This window comes from Thalassolituus sp. UBA6592, assembly GCF_002433655.1.
Lineage (GTDB): Bacteria > Pseudomonadota > Gammaproteobacteria > Pseudomonadales > Oceanobacteraceae > Venatoribacter.
Genome location: NZ_DJIO01000007.1, coordinates 11,427 through 23,406, shown reverse-complemented (window position 1 = coordinate 23,406; position 11,980 = coordinate 11,427). Strand labels below are relative to the sequence as shown.

The window sequence follows — 11,980 nt, the reverse complement described above, 5'->3', positions numbered from 1 at the left end:
CTTTCGTTCCCCTCAGGAAAGCAACCTCTGCGCCAGACTGCCGGAAACACTGCGTTTACGGGCGTGCGGCCATCTTCTGCTTTAAACGGCCGGTGAGGAAGTCCCACAACATCACCCAGTCTCCGACAAAACTCCACAACGGATATTTAAAGGTTGCCGGCCTGTTGTGCTCAAAGAAGAAGTGTCCGGTCCATGCCGGGCCATAGCCTGCCAGCAGAGCCAGCGGCAGCAACAGCAGGGTACCACTGAACAGAGCATACAGAATAACCGCCAGGGCCGTCAGGCTGCCGGTGTAATGCAGCACACGGCATACCGGGTTACGGTGCTCGCTGAGATAGTAGGGGTAAAACTCCGCGAAGCTGGTAAAGGGTTGGCTGTGGTCCGGACGTGGAGAATTTGTCTGGCGGGATTCGCTTTGCATGAGGCCTCCGTTGGGCGGTATTTGTTATTTTGCGGATATTTCAGTCGATATTTTTATCAGAACTTTCCGTCTGAAGCCCGTCAAAAAGGCGGGCGCTCTGCTATCGTAGCCTGACAGGTATCAGATAAAAGAGCTGTATGTGACAGCCGCGGCATGGCCGAACGGGCCAGAGACGTTATTGCAGCTTCCCAAGCTGACAATGCTGGGCTGCGGACAGGCACGCAAGAGCAAACCTTCTGATAGGCTGATGTTATCAGTGTGCGTTATCCGGCACGGCAGATTTACAGGTCCTTAAACAACGGACAGGGAGTTAAAGAATGCTCTATAAGATGAATGCCCAGATCATGGAAGCCATGCGTCCGGTGCATGTGATGGCACGCCAGGCACGGCAGATGGCTTACCAGCCGTGGAATCCACTGAACAGCAGCTGGGCCTTCCGTACTTTCCGGGCCTCCATGGAGCTGACCGAGCGGCTGACCGAATATTACGCACAGCCTGCCTGGGAGCTGGATACCACAGAGGTTAACGGCCGCACCGTCGACGTCAGTTATGACCATGTGATGAGTAAGCCGTACTGCGATCTGCTGCACTTCCGCCGCCGCACCCGGGCACTCAAACAACCCAAGGTTTTAATCGTCGCGCCGCTGTCCGGCCACTTCGCCACCCTGCTGCGCGGTACCGTGAAGGAATTTATGCGTGACCACGAGGTGTATATTACCGAATGGAAGAATGCCCGTGATGTCCCCATGGGCGATGGCGTCTTCCGCTTTGATGATTACATCGAATATCTGATCGATTTTATGGGCTGGCTGGGGCCGGACACCCATGTACTGGCAGTGTGTCAGCCCTGTGTACCGGCGCTCGCCGCCGCCGCTTATATGTCAAAACACGCAAACCCGAATCTGCCGCGCAGCATGACGCTGATGGGCGGGCCGGTGGATACCCGCATCAGCCCGACTGAGGTTAATGATTATGCTTCGGGTAAGGATCTGGTGTGGTTCGAAGAGAACGTCATCATGCGCGTGCCGAAAGGCTTTAAAGGCCGTGGCCAGCTGGTGTATCCGGGCTTTGTGCAGCTGTCCGGGTTTATGTCGATGAACATGGATTCACACATCAATAAGCACTTTAAATTCTTTAACGACCTGATCAAAGGTGACGGCGACAGCGCTGAAGCTCACCGCCAGTTTTATAACGAGTATCTGGCAGTGATGGATATGCCCGCGCCTTACTATCTGGATACCATCCGCCGGGTATTTCTGGAATATCAGCTGCCGCGCGGCGAGATGGAATTCCGCGGCGAAAAAATCGACCTGAGTGAAATCCGCGATATGGCGTTACTGACGGTCGAAGGGGAAATGGATGACATCACCGGCCGCGGCCAGACGTCCTGCGCGCTGGATCTGTGCAGCAAACTCGGCAAAGGTAAGAAAATGCATATCGAGGAAGAGGGCGTCGGCCATTACGGTATTTTTAACGGCCGCCGCTTCCGTGAAAGCATTGCGCCTAAGGTGAAAAAATTTATGCGCGATCACGCCTGATCACGGCATCGCTGCTTCTTTTAACACCTGACAGCACTCAGGTCAGGTGTTAGCCTTTACACATCCCGACCGGAGTCTTCCGCTGACATGATTTAAACCACCTGTTACCTGCTTTAACCCGCCACTGGTTTGCTGGATCGTTACCGGTTCCGCTTTGCAGTGATTGTTTCTGGTTATGGCAGACAGTCGGTGTGGTCTGTTTCAACTCTTTTGCCCCGCCTTCTGTCTGTAACGGGAGGTTGTATGGCTACTTCTTCTTCACTTGTTTCGTCTTCTGGTGCCCTTCTGACGGTGCAGCAGTTCAGCTGTTCACTCCCGGATGGCACTGAGTTGATTGAATGTTCGTCCTGTTCACTCGGCGCGGGTGTGTTCGCCCTTACTGGTGAAAATGGCAGCGGCAAATCAACTTTTCTTAATGCCTGTGGCGGCAGTGCCGGCGACCTGAGCTATGACGGGCGCATTTATGCTGCCGGGCGACGATTGCTTATCGGCCAGCAGTGCGCTTCTCCCATTGCTGATGAACTGAATCTGCGCCATTCCCTGCTCGCGTTGCAGGCTGTTGCAGACGGCTGTTAGCCGAACAGACACTCCTGCAATGCGATGGCTTATGGACGCTGGTGGATGATTGTGTCGCCTGCCTGGCAGAGTCAGGGGTGACGCCCTTTGGCGGCAATCAGCCTGTTATTACGCCAGCAACCTTGCTGTACTGGCTGGATCAGCAGCTGCCGTTTCTCAGCGGTGGTGAGCGCCAGAAGGTGAGGCTGGCTCTGGCATTCAGCTTACAGCCACAGGTTCTGCTGCTGGATGAGCCCGGCAATGATCTGGATAGCGCTGGGCGTGCCTGGCTGGCAGGAAAACTGACTGCCTGGCGTGGTTGTGTTTTGCTGGTCAGTCACCAGCCCGCTCTGCTGCGCTCAGCTGATGGCATTCTTGAATTGAGTGGCCGGCAGATTAAGTACTACGGCACAGGCTATGACGATTATCTGCTTATCCGTCAGCAGGAACAGCAGGCGCAGCAACAGCGTCTCGATCATCTCCGGCCGGCAGATCATGCACAAAGCACAGTTGCAGCTGAATCGTGAAAAAGCTCAGCGGCGTTCCCGGACTGGTGAACGCCAGCAGCGGGATGGCAGCCAATGCAGTGCATTACTGGATATGAAAGCAGACAAAGCCGGACGCCAGCGTGGCGCTCAGGAGCGTCAATTACAACGTCAGCTGGACAGTACCCGGGAGGCACTGACGCAGGAATCCATTGCTGCCCCGGCCGTTGTCCGCTGGCACTTTCCTGCACTACCAAAACGCCGTCAGCCCTATGCACGGGCCGTTGGTTTAGTTCTGCCTTACGGGCAGCAAACACCGCTGAATCTGACGGTTGAAACAGCTCATCACTGGCATATCCGTGGTGTTAATGGCAGTGGAAAATCGACCCTGCTGGCGGTACTGCACCAACAACTTGCCGCCACTGCAGGCAGTATCAGCATCACTGGAGAAACTGTCCTGCTGACGCAGCATCATGCGGGCACTGAACCGATCATGACCAGTACGCTGGAATATTTTCAGCAGCACTGCCTGAGCGGAGCTTTGGCCGTGACAGAAATCCGGACAATATTGGCAGCGGCCGGGCTCGATGCTTTGAAATGCAACAGGCCGGTTGCAGCGTTGAGTGGTGGGGAAAGGATGCGACTGAATATTCTGCTGGCTGCGTGGTCGAGGCACGGAGCGCTGTTGCTGCTGGATGAGCCGGACAATCATCTCGATATGGACAGCCGGCAGGTGCTCAGTTCAGCGCTGAACGCCTGGCCTGGCAGTTGGCTACTGGTCAGTCATGATGATGACTTTGCCGCGCAATGTGGCGTGACGCATGTACTTAATCTGCATAAGTCTGAATAGCCAGACTTATGCAGGTACCGCCGGATAACTGAGCTCCACCTCAAATACAGATCCTTTGCCGGCTTCGCTGGACACCTGAATATTGCCGCGTTTTGCTCTGACCAGATCATGGGACAGTTTCAGTGACAGGTCGGTATGCGTTTCAGCATCGTGATGACGCAGACGGCTGAACGGGTGGAAGACTTTATTCAGATCGTCATGATGGATACCGCCGCTGTTGTCACGGATGACAAAACGCAGCTGGTGGTCGAGGCCGCTGCGGCGGTCAAGGCTGGCGCTGAGGCTTACCTCGCCATGACGGCTGAAACGGATGGCATTGCGTAACAGATTAAGCATGATCTGTTGCAGACGGGGTCCGTCACCATACACCAGAGGCGGAATAGCGCTGTCGGTGTTGATGGTCAGTGTCAGGTGCTTTTTCTGCGCTTCAGGCTGCAGTAGCTGGCCAACCTGGGCGCAGATATCGTGTACTGAAAATGGCTCGTCGGCCAGTTCCAGCTGCTGGTTATCTATGCTGGTAAAATCAAGCAGGTCACTGCTGTGATTCTGCAGCTGATACTGTGCCTGTTCCAGTGTGTCGAGCAGACGCTGGCGGGTTACTTCATCGCTGGTGGTACGCAGTTCAGCCACTGCCTCGCGCATGCTGGCCAGTGGCTGGTGCAGCTGTTGACCAATACCACTGAGCAGCGATGTTTTGATCTGCTGATTTTTTTCAATCTGTTCGCGGGCGTGTTTCAGACTGGTTACATCACGGGAAATACCGAACAGATATTCGATCTCTCCGTTTTCGGCAAACAGTGGCGTCAGATTCGTGCGCCAATAGCGCACGGAACCATTGTGACTGGTGATGGTTTCTTCTTCTTCGTAGTGGATCGCCTCACCGGCGTCGATACAGCGCTGGTAGCTGGCGGCGACGCGCTGATAAATATCGGCGGGTAAAAATTCGCGCAACGGCTGATTTTTCGGCAGCGGCGTCAGCAGTTCAAAGCTGGTGCGTTCGGCGATATTCGCCTTAACCATATAATATTCGCCCTGCTCCGGGCGGATCAGAAACATGTTGTCGCCGGATTGATTCCAGACGTGCTCAAGCAACTGGGTCCTGAGCCTGTCGTGCAGATAGGCCGAAGATGAATGCTGGCTGTTACCGCTCTGACTGTCGTTATTCATACGGGGCCTGGGTACCGTCCTGAGGTTATGAACGGCTCGGCTGCCGCGATCAATTGCCTGAATATACCTTCGCTTTTTGTTAAAAACAGGAGTCAAATCAGGCTGTTAATGGAAATTCAGGCCAAATGTCAGTTATGACCTGTTTGGTCCTGTTGTTTGGCAGTGTGAATCCGGTTTGTTGAGTGATTTATGAACACTTTTAAGATGGTTGGCTGATGGTCATTGCGGTTGTTGCGTTGGTGTTATCTGCTGCCAAGCCTGATAAAATCGCCGCTCAACATCTGACTTCTCAGTCCTGGCGTCGCCGGGACACAGACTGGATACCCTAAAGCATGCCGGAAGTAATTGCCGACGATTCCGTCGGTCTGGTAACCCCTCAGCTACTGCATTTTGACGAGCCCCTGACCCTGCGCAGTGGTCGTGTGCTGCCGCAATTCGATCTGATGATAGAAACCTATGGTGAACTGAACGCCGATAAGTCCAACGCGGTACTTATCTGTCATGCGCTCAGTGGCGACCACCATGCGGCGGGTTATCACAGTATGGAGGATACCAAACCGGGCTGGTGGGACAGTGCGATTGGTCCGGGTAAACCGATCGACACCAATCACTTTTTTGTTGTTGCGCTGAACAATCTCGGCGGCTGTTCCGGTTCCACCGGACCGATCAGTATTAACCCGGAAACCGGGCGTGAATATGGCCCGGATTTCCCGATTGTTGCGGTGCGCGACTGGGTGCACAGTCAGGCACGTCTGGCGGATCGCTTAGGCATTCAGCAATGGGCAGCGGTGGTCGGCGGATCATTAGGAGGCATGCAGGTGCTGCGCTGGTCGATTCAGTACCCGGAGCGTATCCGTAACGCGGTAATTATTGCCTCGGCGCCGAAGTTATCGGCGCAGAACATCGCATTTAACGAAGTTGCCCGTCAGGCCATTGCCAAAGATCCGGATTTCCATGACGGCCACTATCTGGAAAAAGGCACCATCCCTAAAGCCGGTCTGATGCAGGCCCGTATGCTGGGGCATCTGACCTACCTGTCGGACGATGCCATGCGCCAGAAATTCGGACGCGAACTGAAAGAAGGCAAACTCAATTACAGCTTTGCACCTGAGTTTCAGGTGGAAAGTTATCTGCATTATCAGGGTGAAAAATTCAGCACCCGCTTTGATGCCAACACCTACATGTTGATGACCAAAGCGCTGGATTATTTTGATCCGGCCGGTGATTACGATAACGATCTGGTGAAATGTCTGGAGCAGACGCAGTGCAGCTTCCTGGTGGTGTCGTTCACTACCGACTGGCGCTTCTCTCCGGCACGTTCAGAAGAAATTGTGCACGCTCTGATTCAGGTGGATAAAGACGTGAGTTACGCCTGCATTGAATCCGAAAGCGGTCACGATGCGTTCCTGTTACCTATTCCGCGCTATATGGCCGTGTTTGACGCCTATATGAAACGCATTGCGCAGGAAATAGGGGAGCCATCTGATGAATAACATCCGTGAAGATCTGAATATTATTCAGCGCTGGGTAAAACCCGACAGCCAGGTACTCGACCTGGGTTGTGGTGAAGGCGTGCTGCTGAAATACCTGCGCGAAACCAAGAATGTGCGTGGTTACGGTCTGGAAATCAGTCCGGAAAAAATCACCGCCTGTATCGCCAACGGTGTGAACGTAATTGAGCAGGACCTGAACAAAGGCCTCAATCACTTTACCGATCAGAGTGTCGATACAGTGATTATGACTCAGGCGCTGCAGGCTGTGGATCGTCCCGATCTGCTGCTCGATGACATGCTGCGCATTGGCGAAGAAGCCATCGTTACTTTCCCTAACTTCGGCTACTGGCGTCCGCGTTTCTATCTGTTGCTGAAAGGCCGTATGCCAATGTCCGAGACATTGCCGCACAACTGGTATGACACGCCGAATATTCACTTATGCACATTTCTTGACTTCGAAATATTGTGCCGTGAAAAAGGTATCCGTATCCTGAATAAAACCGTCGTAGACGGGCAACACAAAGAGCACTGGACGGTGCGTCTGTGGCCGTCCATGCTGGGCGAAACCGCCATCTATCACATCACGAGGAAGTGACGATGAAGAAAATGATGATCAGATCGCTTTGCAGCGCATTGATTGCATGGTCAGCAGCATTTTCACTGCTTGTTCAGGCCGACAGCGGTGAGCAGAAGCAGGTATTCGGTGATTACGAAGTTCATTACATGGGGCTGAACTCCAGCTTCCTGCAGCCAGAAGTCGCAGAGGCTTATGGCATTCCCCGTTCCCGTTCCATGGGCTATCTGAGCATCAGCATTCTGAAAAAAACCGATCAGCCGGATGTGCTGGAATCACTCACCGGCAAAGTTTCCGGTGACATGAAAAACCTGATTGGTCAGAAAAAAGAGCTGCAGTTCAAAGAAATTAAAGAACGCGATGCGGTTTACTATATCAGCACCTTCCGCTTCGATGAGGAAGATGTGTATAAAATCACCGTGCAGGTGTCACCGGAAGGTGAATCCCGCACGTTTGATGTCAAATTTGATCAGCGCTTTTACGATTAACACAGACCACCGGCACTCATCTAAAACACAATAAGGTGCCGTCCCCTCAATAACTGTGGTCTGACCGACTTACGAGCTGAGTATGAAATTAGTATTAGCCAGCGGAAATGCCGGTAAGCTGCGCGAGTTCGCCCAGCTGTTTGAATCCCACTTTGCTGATCAGAATATCGAGCTGATTTCGCAGAACGAACTGAACGTCACGGAAGCCGAAGAAACCGGCATGACGTTTGAAGCCAACGCCATTCTCAAAGCCCGCAACGCCTGTGAACAGACAGGTCTGCCGGCACTGGCCGATGATTCCGGTCTGGAAGTTGATGCTCTGCAGGGAGAGCCGGGTGTTTTCAGCGCCCGCTTTGCCAAAGAAGAAGATGGCTTCGGCAGTGGTGACGCTGCCAATAACGCCAAGCTGCTGCACTGCATGCAGGGTATTCCTGATGAGTTGCGCACCGCACGTTTCCGTTGTGTGCTGGTGTACATGCGCAGCGCTGACGATCCTGAGCCGCAGGTGTTTGAAGGCAGCTGGGAAGGGCGCATTCAGAGTGCTGCTGATGGTGAAGGCGGTTTCGGTTACGACCCGCTGTTTTTTGTTGCGGACGAAGGCTGCACTGCAGCGGCGATGGGCAAAGAGCGTAAAAATGCTTTGTCACATCGTGGCCAGGCCATTCAGCAGTTACTGGCCAACTGGCAGCAGTAATTACTGATGCTGCAACTGCCTCCGCTGAGCCTCTACGTGCACGTGCCCTGGTGCGTGCGCAAATGTCCTTACTGCGATTTTAATTCGCACAAATCCGATGGCGATCTGCCGGAAGAAGAGTACGTCCGTAATCTGCTGGCCGATCTCGACCAGGATCTGATGTGGGCACAGGGGCGTGAGCTGCACAGCATTTTTATTGGTGGCGGTACGCCGAGCCTGTTATCGGCGGCGGCGTATCAGACTCTGTTCGATGGTCTGCAGCAGCGGCTGGTATTTTCCCCCAATATTGAAATCACACTGGAAGCCAATCCTGGCACCTTTGAAGCGGAAAAATTTGCCGCCTACCGCGATATCGGTATTAACCGTTTAAGCATCGGCATTCAGAGCTTCAATGATGATCATCTGCGGGCGCTCGGGCGCATTCATGACAGTGCCCAGGCACAGGCTGCAGTGGCCATGGCGGTTAAGGCTGGTTTCGATAATTTTAATCTGGATTTAATGCACGGATTGCCGGGGCAAACGCCGGAACAGGCGCTGGCCGATCTGCGCACGGCGCTGTCGTTTAATCCGCAGCACCTTTCCTGGTATCAGCTGACGCTGGAACCGAACACCGAATTTTATTCAAAACCGCCGCTGCTGCCGGAGGACGACGCCCTGTGGGATATTCAGGAAGCGGGTCTGGCGCTGCTGGAAGCGGAAGGTTTTGACCACTACGAAATATCCGCGCATGCCCGTCCGGGTAAAGCGTCAAAGCACAATCTCAACTACTGGACCTTCGGTGATTACATCGGTATTGGTGCCGGTGCCCACGGTAAGATAACGCTGCCGGACAGTAACGTGCTGTTCCGCACGCGTAAAACCCGTATGCCGTCGGATTATCTGAATCCGGATAAACTCTGGTTGGCGGGGAAAGAAACCATCGAGCCGGAAGACATAGGCTTTGAATGTCTGATGAATGGCCTGCGCCTGCGCGATGGTATCAGTGATGAAACCTTCGAAGACCGCACCGGCCTGCCTCTGGATTCTATGCAGACGGTGATGGACAAAGCTCAGGCCATGGGATTGCTGGAAGTCGGCAAATACATCCGCGCCAGCGCAAAAGGCCGCCAGTATCTGAACGAATTACTGGCGCTGTTTCTGAACGATTAAGCTGGCAATGGAGCTGCTCAGGCGGCAGAAATCTGCAGATTACGCAGAAAATCTTTAGCAGCTAACAGACCCATATCGTAACCCTCCTGCAGCTTCTGTTTATTCATGGTCAGACGGCTGACATGAAAATCCTCCGGCGGCGCGATCACGCGGATGGTACAGCCAGGCGGCGGATTATTAATGAAATTCAGGCTTTCATTGTATTTATAAGCGCGGTTCTGCATGGTTTCCCAGATGGCGGCATCGTCGCCAAACATACGTTTTACCGCACGCTTGAGCAGACGCTGGGACATGGATAAGCCGGCAGCGGATTGTGAACGGGGGGATTCTTCCTTGTGATAGCCCAGTGGTCGCGACAGCACCACGGTGATATCACGGGCACCCATTTCCCAGGCTTTTTTCACCGGAATGGAGTCTGATACTCCGCCGTCCACGTAGCGTACATCTTCAATCACTATGGGTTTGCGGAAGGCAAACGGCAGCGCACAGCTGGCCACCATCAGCGCATGCACATTATGCGGCGTCACTTTCAGATAACGTGGTTCACCGTCGGCAACACGGCTGACGACGGCATACACCGGGATGCCATCGGTAAGATTTTCCACCGCCAGCGGGATCTGTTGATGGGCGTAATTCCACAGCCAGTCGACATCGGTCAGGTGGCCGCCTTTTAAGCCCCGCAGCGGATTAAAAAACTCACGCTGAGTAGCGTAATTCACAATGATATCGTGTGAACGACCGGGCTGATTGCAGACGTAGCCAGACAGATTAGTGGCACCGGCGGAGACACCAATAGCAAAATCAAACCGACGGTAATTGTGCTGCATAAAGAAATCCAGCACGCCACTGGCAAAAATGCCGCGCATGGCGCCCCCTTCAACGACCAGTGCCGAGGTGTTGGGCAGGCGGAATACAGAATTATTAAAGGGCATAAGAAACCTCACATAACAAACCTCTGGCAATGGCCAAAAGCTTATGAGCGGTCAGGTAAAAGGGATAATGAATTAATGTTATGTCGCCGATAGGAAGAGTAAAACGCAAACTGTCAGGAAAGACTGTTGCAGGGATTTGCCGCGGATGACAAAGCGGACCAAGGGATACACAGTCAACCTGCACAGTTGGCAATAAAAAAGCCGGATAAACAAAGGCTTATCCGGCTTTCATAACGCTGACTGCGGTCAGACGTCTTTTTCTTCAGTCTGTTCTGTCTGGGGCAGAACGGCCATATCAACGAAACGCTGATCGTTATGCAGGCTTTCAAAGCTCGGATCTTTACCGGCCAGCACCCGCAGCGAGTCGGATTTCTCAATGGCACTCTGCAGATCGCGCAGGGCTTCGTCGACACTGCCGGACTCAGCAAAGGCACAGGCGCGCTGATACAACGCGTGACTGTTGCCCGGATCAATTTCCAGCGCACGGTTAGCGAGGCTGTTGGCCCACTGGGTCTGGCCCAGCGCCAGGGCGGCATCGGCTTTATATGTCAGGGCTTCGAGGTCATCCGGACGCAGTTGCAGAATCTGATCGTAAATCGCAATCTTGCTCTGTTCCGTGCTTTCCTGCGAGGCTTTCAGCCACAGCGAGTGAATCTCGTTGGTCAGCTCAATTTCTTCCTGCGCCTTGGCAATATGCCGTGACTTACGGTGCAGTTCGTTTTCGAGTTTATCCAGACGTTCTTCATAGGAAGCGGTAATGCGGCGGATTTCGTCGTTGGCAAATTCGCCTACGCGCTGTTTCAGGTCGCGCAGGGAATTCCAGCCGACCAGCACCAGCAGGGAGGAGGCACCGGCAATCAGATAAAAGAAATAGGTCACGGTGTCCGTGGCATAGGTCATCGCTTTACTGGCGACTTCAATTTCTTTATCGACGATTTTTTCGGTCAGTTCGACCCGTGCATCAGCAATCTGCTGGCGCAGATTTTTCACTTCATCCAGCAGGTAGCGCTCGGTGAAGGGGCTGTAAAGTGGTTGATCTAAGGCTTCGATGGTTTCTTCTGCTTTTTCATCGGCCTGCTGAGTTTCCCCATCGGCGAAGGCGGAGATACTCAGCAGCAGTGATAAACAGAAAATTAGTTTCTTCATGCAGTCTGTTGGTCTGTCCAGCTGGCGGATTGCTCGATCAATTGCTCGTGCAGAGCTTTGACCGCTTTCCCATAGTCAGCATCGCTGACGAGGAACATCATGTCCACCTGGCGCATGGCCTGGTGCACGGACTGAATGTTAACACCCGCAGAAGATAATGCACCAGCCGCTTTCTGTAACAGGCCAGGAATCTTCAGATCGGAACCGATGGCACTGACCATGGCCAGTTTTTCCACACGAATATCGGCATCCGGATAGGCGCTCTGCAGACGATCCATCAGCCAGTTTATGCGGCGTTTATTACCTTTCATATAATGCGTAACAGTGTTGGCATTAAAGTCTTTGGTGAGTACGCGCACGCCGGATTCCAGCACCAGATCGTTCATACGCTGAGCGTATTGCGCATCGCCAACCATATCCTGATCGAAGATTTCCAGTGCCCATACATTGCGTGCACCGGCAATAATTTCCACTTTTGGCGTCTGGCT

General features: G+C 53.5%; 14 protein-coding genes. 9 read left to right on the top strand and 5 right to left on the bottom strand.

Annotated elements, in window-relative coordinates:
• Positions 1-55: 55 nt before the first annotated feature.
• On the bottom strand, positions 56-421 hold the full coding sequence (locus tag B2Z72_RS00765) for a DUF962 domain-containing protein (RefSeq protein WP_296983252.1): 366 nt from the start codon (positions 419-421) through the stop codon (positions 56-58).
• 317 nt (positions 422-738) lie between these two features.
• Here B2Z72_RS00765 and B2Z72_RS00760 point away from each other — a divergent pair, with 317 nt between their 5' ends.
• The 4 genes from B2Z72_RS00760 (at position 739) to B2Z72_RS00745 (ending at position 3,849) form a co-directional block, all read left to right on the top strand.
• Entirely contained in the window at positions 739-1,959 is a 1,221-nt protein-coding gene (locus tag B2Z72_RS00760) for a polyhydroxyalkanoate depolymerase (RefSeq protein ID WP_296983251.1), read from the top strand.
• 243 nt (positions 1,960-2,202) lie between these two features.
• A complete protein-coding gene (locus B2Z72_RS00755; protein WP_297003976.1) occupies positions 2,203-2,535 on the top strand; it encodes a hypothetical protein in 333 nt (110 codons plus the stop codon).
• Positions 2,536-2,576: 41 nt separating this feature from the next.
• Entirely contained in the window at positions 2,577-3,041 is a 465-nt protein-coding gene (locus tag B2Z72_RS00750; protein WP_296983248.1) for an ATP-binding cassette domain-containing protein, read from the top strand.
• A complete protein-coding gene (locus B2Z72_RS00745; protein WP_296983247.1) occupies positions 3,010-3,849 on the top strand; it encodes an ATP-binding cassette domain-containing protein in 840 nt (279 codons plus the stop codon). Before B2Z72_RS00750 ends, B2Z72_RS00745 begins: the two co-directional genes overlap by 32 nt.
• Before the next feature lie 6 nt (positions 3,850-3,855).
• On the opposite strand, the gene B2Z72_RS00740 is transcribed toward B2Z72_RS00745, so the two are convergent.
• Positions 3,856-5,016, bottom strand: coding sequence for a sensor histidine kinase (locus B2Z72_RS00740; protein WP_296983246.1), 1,161 nt, complete (start codon positions 5,014-5,016; stop codon positions 3,856-3,858).
• A gap of 332 nt (positions 5,017-5,348) precedes the next feature.
• On the opposite strand from B2Z72_RS00740, the gene metX reads away from it, so the two are divergent.
• The 5 genes from metX to hemW all read left to right on the top strand — a co-directional run bounded on the left by metX (position 5,349) and on the right by hemW (position 9,414).
• Entirely contained in the window at positions 5,349-6,509 is a 1,161-nt protein-coding gene (gene metX, locus B2Z72_RS00735) for a homoserine O-succinyltransferase MetX (protein WP_296983245.1), read from the top strand.
• 1 nt (position 6,510) lies between these two features.
• A complete protein-coding gene (metW, locus tag B2Z72_RS00730) occupies positions 6,511-7,104 on the top strand; it encodes a methionine biosynthesis protein MetW (protein ID WP_296983304.1) in 594 nt (197 codons plus the stop codon).
• A gap of 2 nt (positions 7,105-7,106) precedes the next feature.
• A complete protein-coding gene (locus B2Z72_RS00725) occupies positions 7,107-7,571 on the top strand; it encodes a DUF4426 domain-containing protein (RefSeq protein WP_296983243.1) in 465 nt (154 codons plus the stop codon).
• Positions 7,572-7,653: 82 nt separating this feature from the next.
• The gene (gene rdgB, locus B2Z72_RS00720) at positions 7,654-8,265 is read left to right on the top strand and encodes an RdgB/HAM1 family non-canonical purine NTP pyrophosphatase (RefSeq protein WP_349676723.1); all 612 of its coding nucleotides are present in this window, start codon (positions 7,654-7,656) and stop codon (positions 8,263-8,265) included.
• Positions 8,266-8,271: 6 nt separating this feature from the next.
• A complete protein-coding gene (gene hemW / locus B2Z72_RS00715) occupies positions 8,272-9,414 on the top strand; it encodes a radical SAM family heme chaperone HemW (RefSeq protein WP_414716369.1) in 1,143 nt (380 codons plus the stop codon).
• 17 nt (positions 9,415-9,431) lie between these two features.
• Here the strand turns inward: hemW and B2Z72_RS00710 are convergent, their stop codons facing one another.
• From B2Z72_RS00710 to B2Z72_RS00700, 3 genes are all read right to left on the bottom strand, one after another.
• Positions 9,432-10,346, bottom strand: a complete 915-nt coding sequence (locus B2Z72_RS00710; protein WP_296983242.1) for a patatin-like phospholipase family protein — start codon at positions 10,344-10,346, stop codon at positions 9,432-9,434.
• A gap of 246 nt (positions 10,347-10,592) precedes the next feature.
• Positions 10,593-11,492, bottom strand: a complete 900-nt coding sequence (locus B2Z72_RS00705) for a TPR end-of-group domain-containing protein (protein ID WP_296983241.1) — start codon at positions 11,490-11,492, stop codon at positions 10,593-10,595.
• Positions 11,489-11,980, bottom strand: a 492-nt coding sequence (locus B2Z72_RS00700; protein WP_297003974.1) for an ACT domain-containing protein, incomplete at its 5' end; no start/stop codon positions are given. The genes B2Z72_RS00700 and B2Z72_RS00705, both read right to left, overlap by 4 nt.